This window comes from Vitiosangium sp. GDMCC 1.1324 (assembly GCF_003044305.1).
Taxonomy (GTDB): domain Bacteria; phylum Myxococcota; class Myxococcia; order Myxococcales; family Myxococcaceae; genus Archangium.
In genome coordinates this window covers 232,443-254,249 of sequence record NZ_PZOX01000012.1, presented here as the reverse complement: position 1 = coordinate 254,249, position 21,807 = coordinate 232,443, and the positions used below count along the sequence as shown (strand labels likewise).

The window sequence follows — 21,807 nt, the reverse complement described above, 5'->3', positions numbered from 1 at the left end:
CCCCTGCCCCCCTGGCGGTCGCGCCAGAGGGGACGAAGTCAGGCTCAGCGGTAGTAGGGCGAGATGGCCGCCGAGATGCGGGCCACCAGGTCCTCGGTCTGCAGGAGCGTATCGCCGGACAGCGTCGGTAGCTGGGCGGTGAGGGTGTTCTTCGCCTCGCGCAGCGCCGAGTAGGCGGGCAGCGACTGCTGGGTCTTCAGGATGTCCACCGCCGTGCGGCGCGAGGCGTAGCTGCGGATGCCGTCCACGTTGAGCAGGATGCTCTTGAGGTCAGTGACCACCTTGGCCGTGAGGGCCGGCGTGTTCGGTGGGTTGTTGGTGAAGGAGCCTCGCTGCGACGCCGGATCCAGGTACAGGCGCGAGAGGATGCGGGTGGCAAGGCCGTCCGCCAGCGCGGCGTACTCCGGGATCGCGCCGTCCGGCACCACCAGCGGCGGGCGCACCTGGGCCATGGCGAGATCGTACGCGTAGGCCTGGGTCTCCGGGTTGGCCGCGCGCACGAACTGGAACTCGGTGTTGCTGTAGGAGTTGAACGCGTAGGACAACTCATCGAAGGTCGCGCTGCCCTCCAGGATGAGCTCGATGATGAGCTGGTGGTACGGGCCGTACCAGAAGGTGAGCGGATCGTCGTAGCGGTCGTACCGGATGCAGTACGGGTCCAACCGCGTGTCCTGGTCCGTGCAGAACGCGTCGGTGGGCAGCTGCGAGGACAGCCCGTAGAGGTAGCGGATGGCCTGCACGTCGTAGCTGCCCGGCGTGTCCCCATAGACCGCATCCGGATCGTACACGTAGTCCATCACCGAGCTGGACCGCTGGGTGCCGGGGGTACCGTTGAACACCCGCGAGCCCGCGAAGTTGTGGCGCAGACCCAGCGTGTGGCCGACCTCGTGGAGCACCACGTGCGTGAGGTACTGCTCGACGATCTGCTTCTTGGTGAGCGCCGCGCTCGCCCCCTGGAGGCTGTTCTCGAGCTGAGCCAGCCCGAGGGCCGGCGCGCGGAACTGAGGCGCCTCCAGCTCGCACAGCGGAGTGCCCTTCATCCCGGCCCACGACAGGTGCGCCGGCTTCGTCGCCTTCGCCGTCGGGGTGTACGCGGTGGCGGTGGCGCTCGCGCCGTGGCTAAGGATGGTGTCCGCGTACTTCAGCCAGAGCGTGTTGAAGTAGACGCTCGCGCCACGGATCTCGCCCGTGTTGGGATTGGTGCGCCAGTTGGCGAACGCGAAGCCCACAGAGTCGTCCGGGTCGAAGATGAGGACGTTCTTGTCGTCATCCGCGAAGCTCAGCGAGCTGTCGCCCACCGCGGCCTCGAACACCTTGAAGCCGAAGACCGAGTTCCAGCCCTCGATGCCACGCTTCACCGCTGCCACCAGGTCATAGCCCGTGTAGCGAGGATCGGCCTGGACGGACAGGATGTGGTCAGAGATGTACCACTTGATGGGCTTCATGCCCGGGTGGATGTTCCACTTCGCGGCGACCTCTTTCACCTGCCCCGTGTTGGGAATCAGGCGCGGCTCGCTGCGGAAGTAGTGCTCCAGGGGTGGCAGCTCGGTGGGGGTGTAGCCCTGGCCCTCGGAGTACTTGCGCAGACCGATGCCCAGCGTGCCGGACGTGCGGAACTGGTTCTTCTCCAGCAGCTCGCCGGAGTAGGGGTCCGGCGTGTCCGAGTAGCCAGTGAAGACCTGCTCGAACGTGACGCCGTCCGAGATGCGGCGGAAGCGCTGGGCGAAGCTCAGCTCCACCTGGAAGCGCTGACCGTACTCACCGAGCTGATCGCCCACCACGCCGAAGTGGTTGAGGCCCGAGACGGGATCGAACAGCACGTACTGGTCCGAGCCGCGCACGCGGTTGAACGCGGCGTAGTCGGAGACGATGGGATAGGCCTCGACGAGCACCTGGGGATCGAACACATCACTGCTCGTCTTGCGGTCGTCCACGTCGAAGACGAACAGCTTGCCGTTCTGCACCTTGAAGCTCACCACGCGCGTACCCAGCGAGCTGCCCGCGGAGTAGCTCACCCCTCCCGGGAAGTTCTGCTTCACGAACGCGGACAGGAACCACTTCTGGGCCAGCTCGCTCTTGCGGATGGCGATGTAGAAGCTCTGGCCCGCGTCCTCCACCACCCCGTCGAGCTTCTGCTGCACCTGCTGTCGCTGCTCCGCGCTCACCTGGCGAGGAATGGCGACGAACGCGTCCTCCAGCGTGACGTTGAGCTCCGCCGAGGGCGACGACTCGGGAGTCTGCGCCTCCGGAGCCTGCTCCGGGTTGCTGCAACCAGTCGCGAACGTCGCGGCCAGGGACACGGCGCCAACCAGGCGCCGCAACGGGAAGTGCCACCTCAACATGTTTGCCTCCAGCGTCACTCAAGGATGTATGGGTTCGCCCCATGGGGACGTGACCCGCAATGAGTGTCATCGCAATGATAGGCAACTAAATTGCGTATGAGGCAAACATTGATTTCTCAGAATGCGCTCATCCTCCAAACGGCAACAATTCCGGGCAGCGCTCAAAACACGCTTGCATTTGAAGGAGATTGTTTTTGCGAAAGGCCTGCTCGAGCCGGGACCGCAGCTCCGGCTACGGCCTCTCGAGATCGTCGAACAGGAGCCGATGCACCCTCCACCGTCCGCGCACGCGCTCGAGCTCTGCGTGCCACGAGAGCTCCGGTGCGTCGGAGTGGCGCCCCAACGCAATGCACGCGGGAGTCGATGCGTTCGCCTCGTAGAACTCGAAGGCGCAGTGCCCGTGTTTGACGAGCGGAACCACGTACTTGCAATGGCGCTGCGGGTCCACCGCAGCGCCGCGGGCACAGTAGCGGAGCACGGCGCGCTGGAGCTCGCGCCACTCGTCCGTATTCCAGGGAATGTCGCGGGCTCCCGCCCCCCGATCCCCACTGCCGCACACGTAGGTCGGACTGTCCGCCTGCGCGAGCGAGACCGGGCTGGCGATCATCAGGCCCACCACGAGGAGCTCATGGGTTCTCATTTCAGAACGCCACGGTGAGCTGCCCCTGGGTGAGCGCGCTGACGGTCTTGTGCAGCTCCTGGCGCACCCCCTCGGAGTACGCTTCCCGCAGCCCCTTGCTCCTCGTGGTCAGGACCTCGGACGGGAGCGTATACGTCACGCCGCGCTGACAGAGCACCTCGTGCTGTCGCACGTCCACGAGCTTCACGCTCGCGGTGTAGAGGCCGCCTTCGAACGCGCCCGGCTTCGTCTCCACCGGCGCCACCTCCTGGATGTCATCAAAGGCCACGACATAGGCAATGGGCTCGCGATGGCCCACGCCACACGGCATCAACGGCTGCTGGCCCGGCTTGGGGAAGCAGGTGCTGTAGAGCAGGTCGCCGAACCGAATGCTGCGCTGATCGCGCGCGCCCGCGCCCGTGCCCACCTCCAGGAGATCGGCATCCAGCACCTCCACGGCTCGGGTGGGGGTGAGTCCGTCACACACGTCCTTGGACGAGTCCGGTTTCGCGAGAGCCTCTTTGACCGCGGCATACATGGCTTCCATGCGTGCACGCTGGGCCTGGGCCACCTGCGCCTCGGGCGCCCCAGCTCCGGTCGGCGCCGCGAAATGGCAGTCCGCCAGCTGGTAGGATTCGCCCGCGACAGACCACCCTTCGGGCCCCTTCGCAAGACAGAGCGTCGGCACGTGGGCGCCCCCGAGGATCGCATCATCCCAGTGGTATGCATAGCGGAGCCCCACGAACTTCATCACCCCGGGATTCGTGGGCTCGACAGTGGCATCCCGGCAGCTCGTGACGAGCGCATGCTTCTGCTCCAGGTAGTAAGCCTCCGCCAGGTGGCACGCGTCCGTGGCGCTCAGCGACTCGGCGGCGCGGAGCTTCGGCAGCTGCGCTCGCAGCTCCGCGACGCGGCGGTCCCGCTCACGCTGGACCTGCATGGCACGCCAGCCGAGGGCTCCGGAGACGAGCAGGGCGAACCCCAGGACACCCACCACGAGTCGGCTCAATAGACGCAAGGAAACGGCCTCCAGGAACGGGCTGCAAGGGTTGTCATGACATGATGCCTCTCATGTTATTTGATACAGGTATCGCCTTCGGGGAGTGGCATCACGGTCCCACTCCGGGCGGTGTTGTATCTGCTGTAGGCATCGGCACGCGCGCGAGTATTCACCAGGACCTTATCGTCACGGACTCCATTGCCATCGCTATCCGCGCCAAGAAGGTTGTCCACTGTCCGGGGCTCCTGCTTGCATCCTGAGGCAAGCAGGAGAACGACCGGGACGAGTCGTATGCCGAGAGGGTGGATGCACATGTGTGTGTACCTCCAGGTTCCCGGCTCCAGGATGAAACCTCGAGGCAGGGTCAGCGCACCTCGAATTCGTAGATGCGCGTCGCCGGGTCGCCGTTCTGGGTCGCGGTGGTCACGTTGAGCTTGATGTAGCGCGCCGAGGTGGCGCTGATCGAGTGGGTCGACGAGTTGGCGGTGTTGTTGGTCACCGTCACCGGGGTGCTCCAGCTGGTGCCGTTGCTGGAGGTCTGGATGGTGAAGGCCTTGGTGTTCCAGGTGCTCGATTCGCCGCCCGCGCCGGCATGCTTGACCACGAAGCTGCTGACCGTCTGCACCGAGCCGAGATCGACCTGCAGCCAGGACGGAGAGGTCAACGAGCAGAACTTGTCGGTGTTGCCCCCGGAGACGCTGCCATTGACCGCCTTGGCCGGCGTTTCGCTGCTGTTGCAGGCGCTGGAGCCGGTCGCCGGTTTGTTGAGCGCCAGGTTGATGTTGCCGGCGCCGACCGAGACGGTCTGGGTCTTGGTGTGGCTGGCGCCGCCGTTGTCGGTCACGGTCAGGCTGACGTTGTAGTTGCCGGTGCTGGCGTAGGTATGGCTGGGGTTGGTCGCGGTCGAGCCGCTGCCGTCGCCGAAATTCCAGCTGCGCGAGGCGATGCTGCCGTCGATGTCGCTGGAGGAGTCGCTGAAGTTCGCGGTCAGTCCGCTCACGCTGACGCCGAAATTGGCCACCGGCGGGGTGTTGCCGCTGACCGCGGTGTTGATCGCCGCCGCGTACTGCGCGGTCGTACCCTGCGACCAGCACGCCTGGATATCGTCATACAGCCACATGAAGCCGCCGACGATGCCTGCGGTGGCCTTCCAGTTGCTCATCTTGCTCTGCACCGTGGCCGGACTGTCGCCGCTGCCGCAGCCGGTGCCGTGACGCGACCACAGGCCCGGGTCGACGGTCATGCCCATCGCGGTGTTCCAGCTCGCCGGATTGTTGCCGGCGCCTCCGTCGTACACCTGCAGGTAGATGGTGTCGACCGCGCTGCCGAGGTTGTCCTTGAGGCTCTTCCAGAAGCTCTGATTGGTGTAGGGCGCGAAGGTGATGTTGTAGCCCAGGCCGATCAGCATCTGCCCGAACTGGGTGGTCGAGGCGAGGTCGTAGGCGCTCTCGTCGTCGAAGTTGACCGCGTCGGCGCCGGTGGCGGTCTTCAGCGCCTGGAAGTTGCGGTACAGGATGCTGCTGCTGCCGGTGCCACAGACGATGGTGCTGCCGCAGCCGGCGGCGGTGCCGTTGACCAGCCTGGCCATGCGCTCGAAATCAGGAACGCTCCAGGCGCCAATCGACACCTCGATGCGATTGACCGAGGTCGGCGCGGTCTTGAGCGTGGCCAGCCGCGTCGGCCAAGCCGGGTCGCCGATGTAGGCGCCATTCTTGACCACCGGGATGTCGTTGTAGACCAGGTCGCCGTTGTCCTCGATGTGGAAGCTCCACAGCATCACGGTGGTGAAGCCCGAGCTGCGCAGGTCGTCCATCACCGCGGTGCCACCGGAATAGAACGGGCCGCCGCCGTAGACGGCCGAATAGGCATGGGCCGCCGGCGCGCTCGCGGCCAGGGCGAGGGCGGCGAGCGCCGGCCAGGCTCGGCGGGCGGGACGGAGGCAGGACGAGAGTTGCTTCGACTTCGGCATGGTGCGATCCCCTGCAATGCGCGTCGTGGACGCGATGGCATCGATGCGCGCCGTACGAGCTGCGGGACTGCCCGCGGCCCGCTCGCGCGCTCCCTGTCGCCGGCCTCGGCGACGGGCCCACATTGCGAGCGCCGAAATCGGAGTGTCAACATGTTAATCAATTTAAACATGGAAATAATGTTTTAACCGGATTCTGGTCGGAGTCTCGCCTGGCAGCTCAGATCTCCAACTCCCGCACCGTGCTCTCCCGCGCCGTGTTGAGGGAGTGGGCAGAACGCAACCCATTGGAAATACGAGGGTTTCAGAAAACGTCAGGCCGCCAAAAAAAGTGGGCCCACGTGTGTCGATCTGGCCCCGGCTGGTTCGTCGCCGTTCCAGAAGCGAGGCATGAGGCCCAGCTCGAACCCAGGGGAAAGACGCGATGCGATTCATGGTCATGCACAAGATGACGGAAGAGATGGAGAAGGGCCTCCCGCCGGAGCCGGCGATCATTGAGGGCGTCGGCAAGCTCATCGGGGAGGCCGCGAAGGAGAAGGTCTTCGTCTCGGGCGAAGGGCTCAAGCCTTCGTCGCAGCGGGTGCACATCGCCTACAAGAACGGCAAGCGCACGATGACCGATGGCCCCTTCACCGAGGCCAAGGAGCTCGTCGCCGGCTTCGCGCTCATGCGCGTGCGCTCGAAGCAGGAGGCGATCTCGTGGTGCGACAAGTTCGCGGCCGTGCTCGGCGACGTGGAACTCATCATGGGTCCGGTCGTCGAGCCGTGGGACCTCGGCATGGTGCCGAAGCCGGAGAACCCGCCACTCCGCTTCTTGTCGATGCACAAGATGGACGAGCGCTCGGAGAACGAAGTACCGCCGGATCCGCAGCTCATGGCGAAGATGGGCGCGCTCATCGACGAGATGACGAAGGCGGGCGTGCTCGAGGCGACCAACGGCCTCGCGAGCACGAAGAAGGGCGCGCGTATCCGCTTCAAAGGCGGCAAGCACACCGTGATCGACGGGCCGTTCGCGGAATCGAAGGAGCTCGTCGCCGGCTATGCGCTCCTCGACCTCCCGTCGAAGGCCGCGGCCATCGAGTGGGCGATACGCTTCGGCGACATCGTGAAGGTGAACGAGGTCGAGGTCCGGCAGATACCGGAGTGGTGAGCAAGGCGTGACGCCGCTCCGAGCCACGGGGCGGCGCTGAGAGCTGCCAGGCAGAACGCGCGGAGCCAGCCCTCGAGTGTTTGGTACCCCGAGGAGCAACTGAGCGGCCAAGAGGCACTGGAGGGCTTCACGGTGGGCTCCGCCCATGCCGCATTCGCGGAGAATAAGAGAGGGCGGCTGAAGCCGGGGATGGATGCGGACCTCCGGTAGAGGCTCCGCGGCGGAGCCGCCCCGCCGCATATCCGTCTCCCGCCCGTGGCTGTAACATGCGCGCTCTCCCAGGGGGCTTCCGTGTTCGACGCCTATGACTCGGAGTTGCGCATGGCCGTGGCGAAGGGCCTCCTCTCCAGGGACGAGGCGGAGGCCCTGCACGTGGAAGCACTCCGCCTGGGACGCGCCTCCCTGGAGTTGCTCGTGGAGCGGGGACTGCTCTCCGCGGACTCGCTGGCCTCGCTGCGCGGAGAAGCCGCGCCGGGGCCCGTCCCACCCAGCACCCTCACCCCGCACAGCACCCTCACCCTGGACAGCGCGACGCGGAATCAGCGCGCCCTTCGCGTCCCCCCCTTCGAGGAGACGCCGGACTTTCCCGTGTCCGGGTGGGAGCGCTACCGGTACGTGCGCCTGCTCGGACAGGGCGGCATGGGACGGGTCTACCTCGCCCATGACATGAAGCTGAGGCGCGACGTCGCCCTCAAGTTCGTGCGCGACGACGACCCCGACACCGCGAGCCGCTTCGTCTTCGAGGCGCGGGCGCAGGCCCGGGTGGTCCACGAGCGCGTGTGCCAGGTGTACGAGGTCGGCGAGTTCCAGGGCCGCACGTACATCGCCATGCAGTACATCGACGGGCAGACGTTGAACCAAATGGCAAAGCACCTCACCGTCGAGCAGAAGGCGATGGTGCTCCGCGATGCCGCCGAGGGCGTGCACGCCGCCCACCGCGCCGGCCTCATCCACCGGGACCTCAAGCCCTCCAACATCCTGGTGGCGCGGACGGAGGACGGGAAGCTCGAGCCCTACGTCATGGACTTCGGGCTGGCGCGCGACTGGAAGGAAGGGACGACGGCCACGGGCTCGGTGCTGGGCACGCCGCACTACATGGCGCCCGAGCAGGCTCGCGGCGAGGTGGCACGGCTCGACCGGCGCGCGGACGTCTACAGCCTGGGCGCCACGCTCTACCACCTGCTGACGGGCACCTTCCCCATCCCGGGCAAGAACCACCTGGAGGTGCTCAGCAACATCCCCCTCGTGGAGCCGCGTCCCCCGCGCTCGCTCGACGTGGACATCCCGGTGGACCTGGAGGCCATCGTCCTCAAGTGCCTGGAGAAGGACCGCTCGGCCCGCTACGACTCGGCGCGCGCCCTCGCCGAGGACCTGGACCGGTTCCTCAACGGCGAGCCGGTGCGGGCACGCCCCATCGGGCCCTGGAGCCGCCTGCGCAAGAAGGCGCGCCAACACCGGGCCCTCGTCATCACGGGCTCGGTGGCGCTCATCGTGGTGGCGCTCGCCGTGGGCCAGGCCGTGCTGGCGAGCCGCGAGGCCTCCCAGCGTGAGCTCCTGGCGAGCCGCTTCACCGCCAAGGCGAAGGACATCGAGGGCCATGCCCTGCACTCGCACCTGTCGCCGCCGCATGACACCCGAGCCGACCGGGAGACCATCCAGGCGTGGATGCGCGAGCTGGAGGCCGAGATGCGCGAGGCCGGCGACCTGGGTCAGGGGCCGGGCCACTACGCGCTGGGACAGGGCTTCCTCGCGCTCGGAGACCAGACGAAGGCCCGGGAGCACCTGGAGGCCGCATGGAAGCGGGGCTTCCGCGAGCCCCAGGTGGCCTATACGTTGGCCCTGGTGATGGGTCACCTCTACCAGGAGCGGCTGCTGGAGGTGGAGCGCGACTACCAGCAGCAGCGCGGGAAGGCGGACCCCAGCGACACTTCACCCCAGCGGCGGCGCGAAGCACGCAAGCAGGAGCTTGAGCGGAGCCTGCGGGACCCAGCGCTCGCATACCTCCGGCGAAGCGCGGGCGCTCCGGTACCTCCGGACTACGTGGCGGCACTCCTCGCCTTCTTCGAGGGCCGCCTCGACGATGCCCTGGCCCGCCTGGATGCCCTGGGGGACAGCTCCCCCGGGTTCTATGAGGCGCCCCGGCTCCGGGGAGACATCTTCCTGGCCTCGGCCACGGCGCATTGGAACCAGGGCGGATACGAGCAGGCCCGGGCCGCCTTCGCCGCCAGCCGCAGGGCCTACGAGCGGGCCGTGGATATCGGCCGAAGCAACCCCGCCCTCCACCACGCGCTGGCCCGGCTCGAGCTCGCCGTGATGGAGATGGAGCTCTACGGCCACGGCGACATCGAGCCGCCCTTCCAGCGCGGTCTCCAGGCAGTGTCACGTGCCCTCGCGGTGGCGCCCGACCATTACGAATCCAGGGTCCTGGAGGCGCGCTTCCATCGCCGCCTGGCCGAGGACCGCATCACCCGGGGAGGAGACGTGCAGGAGCCCCTCCAGCATGCGCTCGAGGCCGCGCGGGCCGCTCGGGAGCTCGCGCCCGAACGGCCCGAGGCCCGAAAGGAGCTGGGATGGCTCTTCTTGCAGTGGGGGCGGACCCGCCAGCTCCGCAATCAGGATCCTCGCGAGCAGCTCCGCCAGGCCGTTGACGTCATCGAGGGGCTCGCCCTGGAGGACCGGGATGCCCAGAGCCACAGGCTGCTGGGTCTCATCTACGGCACGTGGGCGGAGTACGACCATCAGACCGGCCAGGACTCGCTGCCCAGGCTGGGCAAGGCCATCGAGTCCTATCGCACGGCCGTCAAGATGGATGGGACCCAGTTGATCGCCTGGACGGACCTCGTCAATGCCTACCTCCTGCGCGTCTCGCGTCCGCGCGCCCCGGACCCGGATGGGGACCTGGAGCGGGCAAGGCAGGCGCTCGGCGAGGCGCGGGCGCTCAACCCCCGCAGCGTGCTGCTGTACTACTACGAGGGGCAGGTCCACGAGCGGAAGGCGAACAGGAGCGGGGCGCACCCCGCGGAGGCCCGAGCGGAGCTGGAGAAGGCGCTCGAGCGGTACCGCCAGGGGCTCGCCATCGATGGCCGGCTCCCCTACCTCCTCAATGGCGAGGGCCTGGTGCTGACCCGGCTGGCGGGCGAGGCGTGGGACCATGGCGAGGAGCCCTTCCCATTGCTCGCCCAGGCCCAGCACGCCTTCGAGCAGGCCATCCAGGTGGCTCCCCGCAAGTTCTCGGCCTACAACAACCTCGGCTGGATGCAGACCCGGCGCGCCACCTGGCTCCGCGCCCAGGGAGAGGAACCCGGCCCGAGCGTGCGCGCGGCGCAGGAGGCCTACCAGAAAGCCCTTCAACTGGCGCCGGAGCACCCGCTCCCCTGGGCCAATCTGAGCCAGCTGTACTACACCCAGGCGGCCTTCGAGCTGGACCAGGGGAGGGATCCGAGCAGGAGCCTGTCGCGGGCCTCGGAGGCACTGCGCGAGGCCCTCGCACGCAACCCCAATGACTCCGACAACGAACTGAACCTCGGGCGGGTGCGAGAGCTCCAGGCCCGGTGGAAGGCACGCCAGGGACAGGCCCACGCCACGGACTTCAAGGAGGCGGAACAGGCCTTCCGGCGGGCACTCGAGTTGGACCCCACCCAAGTGGATTCCCGGTTGACCCTGGGCCACTTCTACCGGGAGTGGGCCGCCTGGACGGCGAAGCGGGGCGAGAATCCCCACCCGCTGCTGGAGCAGGGGCTCGCGTTGGCCAGGGCCCTGCTGGAGGAGCGCCCTCACTGGCCGGAGGCTCGCGTCCTGAGGGCGAGCCTCGTGCTCGCGCGAGCGGAGGGCTCAGCGCAGCCCGAGCAACAGATGCAATGGAACCAGGCCCAGGAGGACTTCACCCAGGCGCTGGCGGACAATCGCAACCTCGAGCACACCTGGGCTCATCAACTCCAGCGCGTGCAACGACTCATCGGGTCGGCCCGGCCGCCTGGCGCACAGGGAAATTGAGCCGGCGCGGAGGGCCCGTTACAGCGGATTCGCGGGGCCAGACGCCTCGTTGGGTTCCGCGGCGACTCCCACCGGCGGCTCGTTGTGCCCGCCGTTGCTCACGTAGGTGGTAGCGCCCTGGGTCTTCACCTCCTGCTCCGTGCTCTCGGTCTCGTCGTTCTTCGGCAGCATCGTTCCCCTCCCAGTTCCTGAATTGGCTTCGCTGGCAGCGGGCAGCCCCGCGGCCGCGAACATGATGCCATACCTATCCGGTCACGGCGAGAAGGAGGACTACGCCTTGTCCTTCCCACGACCCTTGGCCTTCTGGGCGGACGGCGTGCCGAGGTCCGCGGTGAAGGAGAGCGCCTGGAGTTTGCGGTTCACCTCCTCCTGCGCCTCGCGCTTCTCGCGCGCCACCCGCTCCAGCTCGCGGGCAATGGCCTCCAACCGGTCCTCCTGCTCGTTGAGCTTCGTCACGAAGCGCTCGGCCAGCTCCCGCTGCGAGGCCCCGCTCTTGAGCGTCTCGATGTTGGCCCGGATGCGCTCCTGGTCCTTGAAGAGCTGCGTGCGCTCGTCCGTGAGCCGCCGCTCGTCCTCGGCGAGCCGCGCCACCCGGTCACGGATGGAGATGACCTCGCGGATGCCCTGGGCCACGCGCTCGTCGATGAAGCCCGAGCTCAGGAAGAAGCCCACCTCGTCCAGTCCGGTATTCGACAGATAATACGTGCGCTGCCCGCCCGAGTACTCGGTGACGGCGAAGTCCTCGTTCGCGCCGGACGCCAGCTCGCGCTTGAAGCGCCAGAAGTTGTCCGTCGTCTCGTCGGGCTCCAGCGTGTCCTGCAACTGCCAGCCCGTGCGCGGATGCTCCAGGTACAGCGTCTGCGCCCGCTTCGCCTTGTTGCGCACCGAGTAGTGCGTGCGCCGGAAGTGGTAGAACTCCACCGTCAGCACGCCACGGTTCACCACCGCCTTGAGCACCGGCCCGTCTTCCGTCCGGTCCTCCACCGACACCACGCACCCGAGCTCCACCGCGTACGGCACGAAGCGCCGGTCGTCCGGCTTCATCGTGTCCAGCATGGCCTCGCCCACGTACGTGTCCCCCTCCGTCACCGTCACCGGGCCACCCTCCAGCGTCAGCCCCGTGGTGTTCTTCAGCTCGATGCACGCCATGGGGTTCTTCTCGCGCGTGGCGCGGTTGTAGAGCAGCACCCGCCGGCCCTCGAAGGGACGGTGCAGGATGGGCACCAGCGCGCTCTGGTTGCGGTGCACCGTCACCGGGTGGTCCACCCGGTACTCGAAGAGGTCCCCCACCTCCTTCGTCAGCGTCTTCACCCCCGCGCTGCGCTCCATCGCCTCGCGCCGGCTCGGGCGCGCCGCGCCTGGCGCCGCCCCGAAGGTCCTCATCATGGGAGCGGGCGCCGCCATGGCGGGAGCCAGGTCCGCCGCCATCTCCATCGGCGCCTCGGCAAACGCCTCCTCCTGCGCGAAACCCTCCTCGGGGATGACGGGCGCGGCGGCCGCTTCCGTGCGCACCTCCACCACCGGCCGCTTCATGTAGCGCGGGTTGTAGAGGTCGTGCACGAAGGACACCGGCAGCCCGGCGATGAGCGCCAGGTCCACGTCCTCCCAGTCCTCGTCCCCCGTGTTGTCCACCACCGCCCAGCCCTGCAACAGCGGCTTCTGCTCCTCCTCCAGGAGAATCCGGTAACTGGTCTTCCACACCGGCGCTTCCAACACGTACGAGGCGAACAGCTCCCGCTCGCCCTCACCCGCGGTGAGCACGGACAGCCGCTTGGTGTCCTTCTTGTACGAGGACAGCACCGTGGCCAGGTAGAACTCGAGGTCCTTGCGCACGGTGTCGTCCAGGAAGGTCAGCTCCGCCACATCCAGCAGATCGAAGCTGCGCAGGGAGGCGCCCACCAGCAACGTCAGGAAGGGCCGGTGAACCGCTGTCTCGCCCTGGGCCACCGGCAGGGACTCGAGCCCCACGATGACGCCCTCCACCTGCTGCTCCCTGCCCACCCGCACGCGCACCCGCGCGCCTTTGATCTGCCCCAGCAGCGCCGTGAGGCTGCCCGAGTCCGGAATCCGGATGGTGGCCTCTTGCAGCAACTGCTCCAGCGGCTTGGTGGAGTCATAGCTCACCGCCGACACCGAGCCGCCCGACAGGTCCAACACCGTCATCGACTTCAGGACGTCGTTCATGTCCCGGGCCTTGAAGTCGAAGTGGAGCGTCTCGCTGCCGTTCACTTTTCCGCGGCGCTCGAAGTAGCCAACTCCATGCTTGTAGAGGACGACGCGGCGGATGGGCAGGGACGGGGGCATGCGCGCGGCTCCAGCGAAAGATGGGAGTGAATACACTCCCGGTGTATCAAGTCTCCCATGCAAATGCGCCACTCCCCTCTTCCCCTCGCCGCGCTGCTGGGCGCGGCCCTGTCCATCCTCCCGGGCTGTGAGAGTACGAAGTCGAGCGGCCCTTCTCCTTCCGACACGCAGGCCCAGAATCCCGCGTCCGTGCAGGCGCAAGACGACTGGCAGCGTGCCCGCGTGGGTGACCGCGTCACGTATTCCTTCTCCGCGACCCAGGGACCCGAGCCCCGCGGCGGCGGCGGCACCGCGCGGACCCTCAAGGGTCTGGTGACGCTGGAGGTGGTGTCCGTGCAGCAGCCCTGGGTCTGGGTGCGGCTGGCCTACACCGACGAGGCCGGCAAGCCCCTGTCCCAGACGCGGCTCGCGCAGGAGCAGCTCATCCCCGTGCGCGCGGACGTGACACGGCCGATCGACGTGCCCCACCAGGGCGAGGCCACCGCCGAGCGTCCCTCCGTCGCCGGCCGCACCTGGGAGGCCATGCGCTACGTCAGCGACCAGCGCCCCGTGGACGGCCCGCTGCGCACGCGCGTGTACGCCAACGAGCCGGGCCCGCTGTACCTCACCCATGGTCTGATCGACGCGAGCACCGAGTCCGCTGGCTTCCACGTCCCGGGCGGCATCCAGCTCACGCTGCGCGAGTTCCGCGAGGGCTCGGCCAGCACCAGCGCTCCGGTGCCGGCGCTGGAGCGGCCCCTGGGCCCTGGCGCGTACTACGACCGGCGCGTGGACGTGGTGGGCCCCTCGCCCAGCGTGCAGCGCTCGTGCTTCGCCGCCGAGCGTGGCTACCTCCTGCGCACCGAGGGCCCCATCGACACCAACGCCCCCGCCTGCTCCGACTTCTCGCAGGCCGAGCCCGAGCCCCTCGAGGAGGTGCTGACGGAGCTGACCTTCGGTGCGCTGAGCGAGGGGGACTGGCCGCCCGCGGCCGCCGCGTCCGGTAGCCGCGGCACCTTCACCGCGGAGGACCGCAACGTGCCCGCCCTCACCGAGCAGCACACCGAGAACGTCGAGCGCATCCAGCGCGTCTCCTCGGAGACGTATGCGGCCGAGCCGTGGGCCCCGGCGCTCGCGGGCCTGCCGTATGAGGCGCGCTTCCAGCCGCTCTCCAGCGACACCGAGCGCGTGCTCGCCGGTGGCAAGCGCGAGTCCGAGGGTGGCGTGCGGCTCGTGCGGTGGGGCTCGTGGCTCGGGGGCCAGAAGTGACGCCCACCGCCTACGCCATCACCCTCGAGGTGGCGCCCGACTCCGAGCCAGAGTGGCTGCGGTGGATGCGGGAGCTGCACATTCCCGAGGTGCTCCGAGAGCCCGGCTTCCTGCGCTGCCGCCTGTGGAAGGACGCGTCGCGGGCACAGGATGGATGGGTCCGCTACGTGGCTTGGTATGAGCTCACGGGCCAGGAAGCGGTGGAGCGTTACCTGGGTGGCGAGGCGGTGAAGCGGCTGCGCGCGGATGGGGTCGCTCGGTTCGGCTCGGCGATGCGCGCCACTCGAGCCACCCTCACCGAGGCCGCCAGCTTCGGCTGAGTGGGCAGGAGGCCCGCTCCGGTGACACGACTCCTGGCGAAGCAGCGCCAGGAGCCGTGGAATCAGACGTTCAGCTCACTGGGCGACGGCCACGCCCCGGTAGCAGGTGCTTCCCGGGCCATTGCGGCAGACGAAGCCGACGGGGCAGTTCCCGTCCTCATCACACTGCGGGAGCTGCGCGCTGACGCCACCCCGACGACAGGTGCTTCCCGGACCACCGGGGCAGTAGTACCCCGTCGGGCAGTTCCCCTCCTCGTCACACTGCGGGAGCAGCTCGATGACGCCCGGGCGGCAGACCCCATTGATACAGGTGAACCCCGGCCCGCAGTTCCCATTCGCATCACACCGCGGGTACAGCCCCTCGACGTTGCCCTGCTCCGGCGTCGTCTCGGGCTCCGCCTGCGTGCCGCCGCAGGCGCTCATTGCCACCGCTACCGCGAGGACCGCTGCACTCAGCCACTGGCTCTTCATCTCCGGCTCCTGGGTTGGTGAGACGCGCGCATCCTAGCGTCAGGAGCCCTGCTTTCGTGCCGGATAAGTAACACTGAGCGTAGAAAGGGCTGGCCGCTACCGGCGACCGCGCACCACGCGCCCCTTCGTCAGGTGCGCCACCGCGTCTCCCAGTCCCTCCAGCGTCAGCGGGAACATGTCGAAGACGTTCTTCACCGCCTGGATGGTGTTGCCACGCCACGTCTGCGGAGGCTCCGGGTTGAGCCACGCGCTGCGCTCGAAGTGCCGCGCCAGCTCCATCAGCCACACCAGCCCCTCCTTGCCTTCATTCGGGTCGTAGCGGCCCTCGGAGTTCGTCCGCATCGCCAGCTCGTACGGCGCCATCAACGCGTCCCCCACCACCACCAGCTTGAAGTGCCGGCCCACCTGCCCCAACAGCTCCGGCACGCTGATGCCTCCCACCAGGTACGGCGAGTCGAACACGCGCCCGTACACGCAATTGTGGAAGTAGTACGTGCGCAGCTCCTTGAAGTGCGTGGCCTGCTTCGCCACCGAGAAGAGCCGGCTCACCAGGTGCGCGTACGGGTCCATGGAGCCACCCACGTCCATCATCAACACCACGCGCGTGTTCGGCCGGCGCGGCGGGCGCGTCACCACCTCCAGCTCGCCCGCGTTCTTCGCCGTGGACGCGATGGTGCCCTCCACATCCAGCTCGTCCGGCGCTCCTTCACGCGTGAAGGCCCGCAGCTTGCGCAGCGCCACCGCTAGTTGCCGCGTGTCCAGCACCACGTCGCCCCGGTAGCCCTGGTACTTCCGCGCTCCCGCGAGCTTCATCGCCATGCGGCCCCCCGTCCCCTGGGCGCCCTCGCCTCCCACCCGGAAGCCCTCGCGCGGATTGCCCGAGTGCCCGAAGGGCGAGGCGCCCCCCGTCCCAATCCACTTCGTCCCACCGTCGTGCCGCTCGCGCTGCTCCTCCAGTCGCTGCTGGAAGAGCTTCTCCAGCTCCTCCGCGTCGAAGCGCTCCAGCAACTCCCGCTCCTCCGGGGTGAGCTCGCGCTTCTCCCGCGCCTCCTTCAACCACTCCAGCAGCTCCTGCGTGAGCTGCTGCCCCGCCCCCTCCATCCCCTTGAAGTGCGCCAGGAAGGCCTGGTCGAAGGCATCCAGGTGCGTCTCCGCGTGCACCAGCAGCGCCCGCGCCACGTGGTAGAAGCCGTCCAGCGAGCTGTCGTGCAGCCCCGCCTTCAGCGCTCCCGCCAGCGACAGCGCCTCCTGCGCGCCCACCGGCACCCCGCGCCGCCGCAATTCGTAGAGGAAGGGCAGGAACATGGCTCGCTCCGGCTCAGGCCTTCGTCCGGCGGCCGCGCCCGAAGGCCTCCGCCACCGACAGCAAATCCTGCTCGCGCTTGAGCAGCGCTCCCAGGAAGGGCAGGTTGTCTTCCAGCTTCACGTTCGTCACGCCGTTGGCCTTGAGCACGGCAATCCAATCCACGAGCTCGCTCGTGGACGGCCGCTTGCGCAGCCGCGTGAAGTTGCGCAGCTCGTAGAAGACCTTGAGCGCCTGCTCCGTCAGCGACTCGTCCAGCCCCGGGTGGTGCACCGCCACAATCCGCCGCATCAGCTCCTGGTCCGGGAAGTCGATGAAATGGAAGACGCACCGGCGCAGGAAGGCGTCCGGCAGCTCCTTCTCGTTGTTGCTGGTGATGATGACGACCGGGCGGTGCGTGGCCGCCACGTCCTCGTTCGTCTCCGAGACGCGGAAGCGCATCCGGTCCAGCTCGTGGAGCAAGTCATTGGGGAACTCCAGGTCCGCCTTGTCCACCTCGTCGATGAGCAGCACCACCCGCTCCTTCGAGGCGAAGGACTCGCCCAGGGGCCCCAGACGGATGTAGCGGCGGATGTCGCGCACGTCCCCGTCGCCGAAGCGCGAGTCGTACAGGCGCTGCACGGTGTCGTAGACATACAGGCCGTCCTGGGCGCGCGTGGTGCTCTTCACATGCCAGGTGAGCAGACGCAGGCCCAGGCTCTGGGCCACGGCCTCGGCCAGCAGCGTCTTGCCCGTGCCGGGCTCGCCGCGCACCAGCAACGGACGCTGGAGCGTCAGCGCGCAGTTGACGGCGGCCTGGAGGCCCTCGCTGGAGAGGTAGGAATCGGTTCCGCGGAAACGGGATGAGGAAGACGTCATGGCGTGCCCCTTCCTTAACACCGTCCCGGCTCCTCCGCCTGCCTGGCATCCAGCCCCGCCCTCCCGCCATGCGCCCGTCCGCCCGGGCGCGTCACATCGAGGGGAGGTACAGTGGGGAGCCCGCCCATGAACGCCTCCGACCTCCAGCGCATCGAGCGCGAGCTGGACATCGAGCTCCCCCCCAGCTACCGGCGGCTGATGGAGCGGTTCCCGATCGCCGCCCTCGCCGGCAACACCGACACGGAGTTGTGGGACGACGCGGACGGGCTCATCCAGCTCAACCGTGAGCTGCGGCGCGGCCGCGTGGGTGAACCCTGGCCCGAGCACCTGTTCTCCATCGGCCACCGGGACAGCGCCGTCTCCGCCATCAACCTGAGCTCACCCGAAGCCCGGGTCTGGTGGATCGACCGGCACCTGGAAGCGCCGGGCACGCAGCGCGACGGCCAGGGCTTCGAGTCGTGGGCGCGCGAGTACGTGGAGGACTGGCGGGAGAACCTCCTGATGGACGCCATCAACCCGGATGGGATGCCCGAGGTGCGGCGCCGAGTCCTGGAGGAGCGGGGCTCCCCGATGGACTGGCTGCTCCTGCTCGTGACGGCGGCCACGGGGTTCGGGCTCGCCTGGCTCTTCGTGCTGCTGAAGCGGTGGCTGCTGGGATGACGGCCTCCCCCCGGCGAGACCTCGAGGCCGCGCCGGGAGAGGCCCATCGCCGCGGCACTAGCCCGCGGTGTTGTTCACGATGAGCGTCGGATCCACGTCGAGCAGACGGCCCACGAAGTGCAGCGAGGCGTCGCAGTTGGGATCGCACCCGGTGCCCGTGCAGGAGTAGCTCAGCGCGAGCGTGCCCTCGGCGGTCTGCCCCAGGCTGTCGAAGGTATAGGTGGCGCGGAGGCTGCGGCTGGGATTGGTCCGCGTGCGCTCGACGACGAAGGTCGTCTTGTCCTTGTCCGCACTGCTCACGATGGCATCACCCGCGGTGATGGTCACCTGGGCATCGCCCAGCGGATAGCTGATGTCGCCCGTCTGCAGGTACTTCCGGTCATCCACCCCGTCCCAGATGACCCACTGGTCGACGGTGACGACGTTGCTGGTCGTGTCGTCCGTGGGCGGCGTGCCCGAGCGGTAGCAACTGGGGGGCAGGTTGCTCAGGGGCGCCGTGTCGATGGCCACGCGGTAGTAGCTCGGCTGCTTGCCGCAGCCCATCATGCCGCCAGCCATCAGGGCGGCCACGGCCCAAATCGTCGAACGCAGATTCATGGTGTTCCTCTCAGGCCCGCTGCCGGCCAACGGGCGGTCTGCATGCATCCAGGGGTGCCAGGCAACCCCGGTGGCGGCGCACTACCCGAGCCACGGGGCGCTGCGCAAGGCCCAGGGCGCTCCCCGTCGGACAGGACCGGCAATAATTTCCCCCTACCTTTCCGCCTCCACGCGGCGCACGAGCGAGCATGGCCGATACGCCCCTCCGCATCGTCAGCTACAACGTCCGCTACTTCGGACATGCCCTGCGCGGGCTCGCCAGCACGCTAGGACCCAAGCGACGGGTCGCCGCGGCCCTGGCCGGGCTGGAGCCGCTGCCGGACATCGTCTGCCTGCAGGAGGTGGAGACCCGGTCCTTCCGCAGCAGCGTCGCCGACCGGCACACCCCCCGCGGCGAGACGCAGCTGGAGGCCTTCATGGGGCGCATGGAGGAGACGTTCGCCAACTTCCGCCGGCCCATGCCCTACGAGGCTTTCTACTTCCGCGCCCACCGCTACACGCTGGGTGAATTCCCGCTCTACACCACCGGGCTGGCCATCCTCGTCAACACCCAGCGGCTCACGGTGGACACCCACAACGTGGACGCGCCCCACCACATCACCCACCACCACGTGCGGGTGCTGCGCGAGCGCAAGCAGAGCCGCATCTGCGCGCACATGCGCCTGCTGCGCAAGGACGACGGCCTCCCTCTCCACGTCTTCAACACCCACCTGAGCCTGCCCACGCCCTTCTCCCGCGCCTTCTGGGCCTCCAAGAGCAAGATGGGCAACGGCATCAACCAGCTCCACGAGGCGCACGCGCTCGTGCAGATGGTGCGGCACAAGTCCGCCGGAGAGCCCTTCCTCGTCTGCGGGGACTTCAACTCCCCTCCGGCCTCCCCCGTCTTCCACTGCATCTGCGACGAGGCCCACTTCACCAGCGCCCAGGCGGCGGTGGGGCAGATAGACCCAAAGGCCTCGCGAGGCTTCCCCACCGCGGGCTTCATGCACATGCGCATGCACCTGGACCACATCTTCTCCGGAAGCGGGGTGCGGTGGTTGGACGCCGACGAGACCCGCCCCTTCGGGGACACGCGCAGCCGCTTCCACGGGCTCTCGGACCACATGCCCCTCGTCGCGCGCTTCCAGCTGGAGCCGCCCGCCGTCCGCGCCGAGCCACCTGCCCCCCCCCTCGGCGAGCCCTCCCCCCTCGTGGGAGTTTGACCTGCTCCCCCTCGTCAGGCTGGCAGGCAACCGATGCCCCTGGCCCGTCTCCCGCTCCGCGAGCCGGGACCCGGCCCACGAGCGCTCGGTGTGGAAGGGCTCACAGAGCGACCGTTCCGTACCCAACCTGTAGGCGCGAGGAGGTGACCCTCCATGGAGGGGGAGGCATGGCTGGCGATGACTTCAGGGAGGTGATGGATGCCATGGCGGACCCACTCGTGGCCTGCGACACCGACGAGCGCGTCCTCTACCTGAATCCCGCCGCCGAACGCCTGCTCGGCTGGACGCAGGAGGAACTGGTGGGCCAGCCCTTCACCGTGCTCGTCCCCCGGCGCCTGCACACCTTCGATGCTCAGTCCTTCCTGCGCTACCTGTTGGGCCGGCGGCGCGCCCTGAGCGGGCGACCCATCCGGGCGTCCCTGCTGCGCCGGGGAGGACCGGAGCTGGAGGTGGAAGTGACGGCGGGGGCCTCCGTCGGAAAGAGTGGGGAGCGCATCACCGTGGTGCTGCGGCGCTCGCAAGAGTTCCCCGACTACACCCACGAGCCCCTGGAGCAACTGTCCCCCGCGGTGCACACGCGCCTGGCCCATGCGGGCAGCGCCGGGGAGCGCGCCTACCAGCTCGTCTTCGAGAACGCCCCGCTGGGCCTCTTCCACTTCGACACCACGCCCACCCTCATGGCGTGCAACGACTACTTCTCGCGCCTCATGGGCTCGCCCAAACGGGTCCTCATCGGGTTGAAGCTGCTCTCCCTCCAGGACGAGGCCCTCAAGTCCTGCGTGCGCGATGTGCTCGAAGGGCGCCACGCGTACTACGAGGGGGACTACCGTGCCGTCATCTCGGGCAAGGTGACTCCGGTGCGCGTCCACTTCGCGCCCTGCTTCGACGAGAACGGCGTCCTGGAGGGCGGCGTGGGCATCGTCGAGGACGTCACCGAGCAGCGCAGCGCCGAGTCCGAGCGCTCCCGCCTTTTCCGCGAGGCCCAGGAGGCCATCCGCGTGCGCGACGACTTCCTCACCATCGCCTCGCATGAGCTGAAGACGCCCCTCACCCCGCTGTCGCTGCGGCTGGCCAGCCTGGAGCGCCGGATGGAGCGCCAGGAGCCGGTGGACCCCACGCTGCTGCGCCACGCGCGCCAGCACCTGGTACGGCTGACGTCGCTCATCAACGATCTGCTGGATGCCTCGCGCATCGAGGCCGGCCGGCTCGCGCTGCACTTCGAGCCCACCCAGCTGGACACGCTCGTGGAGCGCTCGCTGACGAGCATGGACTCCGAGCGCGGCCAGCACCGCATCGACTACTCGCACCCGGCCGAGCCCGTGTGCATCAACGGAGACGCCTACCGGCTGGAGCAGGTCATCGCCAACCTGCTGGAGAACGCCCTCAAGTACAGCCCCGGAGACAGCACCGTGCGCGTGACGCTGGACGTGCGCGGTGACTTCGCGCTGCTCGCCGTGGCGGACGAGGGCATTGGCATCCCGCACGACCAGCAGGAGCAGCTCTTCGAGCGCTACTTCCGCGCCCGGAATGTCGCCGTCACGTCGTACGGCGGGCTGGGGCTGGGCCTGTACATCAGCCGCGACATCGTGGAGCGCCACGGCGGCCGCATCTGGGTGGAGAGTGAGGTGGGCCGGGGCGCCACCTTCTATGTGGCCCTCCCGCTGCTGTCCTCCGTCAGCACCACTCCTTCCGAGCCGCACCCCACCACCGGCTCGTCCCAGCAGGTGCACTGAGGCAAGAGAAAGGGCCGGGCCCCGCCTCCCGTGAGGGAAGG

General features: G+C 68.5%; 17 protein-coding genes and 1 pseudogene. 8 read left to right on the top strand and 10 right to left on the bottom strand.

Annotation, left to right across the window (positions count from 1 at the left end):
* Positions 1-44 precede the first annotated feature (44 nt).
* From DAT35_RS31595 to DAT35_RS31575, 4 genes are all read right to left on the bottom strand, one after another.
* Complete coding sequence (locus tag DAT35_RS31595; RefSeq protein WP_108071942.1) at positions 45-2,342, bottom strand: zinc-dependent metalloprotease; 2,298 nt, start codon at positions 2,340-2,342, stop codon at positions 45-47.
* A 232-nt stretch (positions 2,343-2,574) separates the two neighbouring features.
* Complete coding sequence (locus tag DAT35_RS31590) at positions 2,575-2,982, bottom strand: hypothetical protein (RefSeq protein ID WP_108071940.1); 408 nt, start codon at positions 2,980-2,982, stop codon at positions 2,575-2,577.
* 1 nt (position 2,983) lies between these two features.
* Positions 2,984-3,979: a hypothetical protein gene (locus tag DAT35_RS31585; protein ID WP_146209965.1), complete on the bottom strand. Its 996-nt coding sequence runs from the start codon at positions 3,977-3,979 to the stop codon at positions 2,984-2,986.
* 346 nt (positions 3,980-4,325) lie between these two features.
* A complete protein-coding gene (locus DAT35_RS31575; protein ID WP_108071934.1) occupies positions 4,326-5,930 on the bottom strand; it encodes a PKD domain-containing protein in 1,605 nt (534 codons plus the stop codon).
* Positions 5,931-6,351: 421 nt separating this feature from the next.
* On the opposite strand from DAT35_RS31575, the gene DAT35_RS31570 reads away from it, so the two are divergent.
* From DAT35_RS31570 to DAT35_RS31565, 3 genes and pseudogenes are all read left to right on the top strand, one after another.
* Complete coding sequence (locus DAT35_RS31570) at positions 6,352-7,077, top strand: YciI family protein (RefSeq protein WP_108071932.1); 726 nt, start codon at positions 6,352-6,354, stop codon at positions 7,075-7,077.
* Positions 7,078-7,107: 30 nt separating this feature from the next.
* Positions 7,108-7,278: pseudogene (locus DAT35_RS61115) on the top strand (amidohydrolase); the annotation flags it as partial.
* A 90-nt stretch (positions 7,279-7,368) separates the two neighbouring features.
* Complete coding sequence (locus DAT35_RS31565; protein WP_108071930.1) at positions 7,369-11,070, top strand: serine/threonine-protein kinase; 3,702 nt, start codon at positions 7,369-7,371, stop codon at positions 11,068-11,070.
* A gap of 18 nt (positions 11,071-11,088) precedes the next feature.
* Here DAT35_RS31565 and DAT35_RS59245 read toward each other — a convergent pair whose 3' ends face one another.
* Together DAT35_RS59245 and DAT35_RS31560 are read right to left on the bottom strand one after the other, a co-directional pair.
* Complete coding sequence (locus DAT35_RS59245; RefSeq protein WP_158501971.1) at positions 11,089-11,241, bottom strand: hypothetical protein; 153 nt, start codon at positions 11,239-11,241, stop codon at positions 11,089-11,091.
* A 99-nt stretch (positions 11,242-11,340) separates the two neighbouring features.
* Positions 11,341-13,374: a hypothetical protein gene (locus DAT35_RS31560; protein ID WP_108071928.1), complete on the bottom strand. Its 2,034-nt coding sequence runs from the start codon at positions 13,372-13,374 to the stop codon at positions 11,341-11,343.
* 57 nt (positions 13,375-13,431) lie between these two features.
* Between DAT35_RS31560 and DAT35_RS31555 the strand changes: the two genes are divergently transcribed.
* The gene (locus DAT35_RS31555; protein ID WP_108071926.1) at positions 13,432-14,622 is read left to right on the top strand and encodes a DUF6068 family protein; all 1,191 of its coding nucleotides are present in this window, start codon (positions 13,432-13,434) and stop codon (positions 14,620-14,622) included.
* Positions 14,619-14,942: a DUF4286 family protein gene (locus DAT35_RS31550; RefSeq protein WP_158501970.1), complete on the top strand. Its 324-nt coding sequence runs from the start codon at positions 14,619-14,621 to the stop codon at positions 14,940-14,942. The genes DAT35_RS31555 and DAT35_RS31550 overlap by 4 nt, the downstream gene beginning before the upstream one ends.
* Positions 14,943-15,017: 75 nt before the next feature.
* On the opposite strand, the gene DAT35_RS31545 is transcribed toward DAT35_RS31550, so the two are convergent.
* From DAT35_RS31545 to DAT35_RS31535, 3 genes are all read right to left on the bottom strand, one after another.
* Positions 15,018-15,413, bottom strand: coding sequence for a hypothetical protein (locus DAT35_RS31545; protein ID WP_108071922.1), 396 nt, complete (start codon positions 15,411-15,413; stop codon positions 15,018-15,020).
* A gap of 96 nt (positions 15,414-15,509) precedes the next feature.
* Entirely contained in the window at positions 15,510-16,718 is a 1,209-nt protein-coding gene (locus DAT35_RS31540) for a VWA domain-containing protein (protein WP_108071920.1), read from the bottom strand.
* A 13-nt stretch (positions 16,719-16,731) separates the two neighbouring features.
* The gene (locus DAT35_RS31535) at positions 16,732-17,574 is read right to left on the bottom strand and encodes a MoxR family ATPase (RefSeq protein ID WP_108071918.1); all 843 of its coding nucleotides are present in this window, start codon (positions 17,572-17,574) and stop codon (positions 16,732-16,734) included.
* 126 nt (positions 17,575-17,700) lie between these two features.
* Here DAT35_RS31535 and DAT35_RS31530 point away from each other — a divergent pair, with 126 nt between their 5' ends.
* Positions 17,701-18,234: an SMI1/KNR4 family protein gene (locus tag DAT35_RS31530; protein WP_108071916.1), complete on the top strand. Its 534-nt coding sequence runs from the start codon at positions 17,701-17,703 to the stop codon at positions 18,232-18,234.
* Between the two features lie 57 nt (positions 18,235-18,291).
* Here DAT35_RS31530 and DAT35_RS31525 read toward each other — a convergent pair whose 3' ends face one another.
* Positions 18,292-18,831, bottom strand: a complete 540-nt coding sequence (locus DAT35_RS31525; protein WP_108071914.1) for a hypothetical protein — start codon at positions 18,829-18,831, stop codon at positions 18,292-18,294.
* A 188-nt stretch (positions 18,832-19,019) separates the two neighbouring features.
* On the opposite strand from DAT35_RS31525, the gene DAT35_RS31520 reads away from it, so the two are divergent.
* The gene (locus DAT35_RS31520) at positions 19,020-20,033 is read left to right on the top strand and encodes an endonuclease/exonuclease/phosphatase family protein (RefSeq protein WP_108071912.1); all 1,014 of its coding nucleotides are present in this window, start codon (positions 19,020-19,022) and stop codon (positions 20,031-20,033) included.
* 167 nt (positions 20,034-20,200) lie between these two features.
* On the top strand, positions 20,201-21,766 hold the full coding sequence (locus DAT35_RS31515) for an ATP-binding protein (protein WP_233261836.1): 1,566 nt from the start codon (positions 20,201-20,203) through the stop codon (positions 21,764-21,766).
* Positions 21,767-21,807 lie beyond the last annotated feature (41 nt).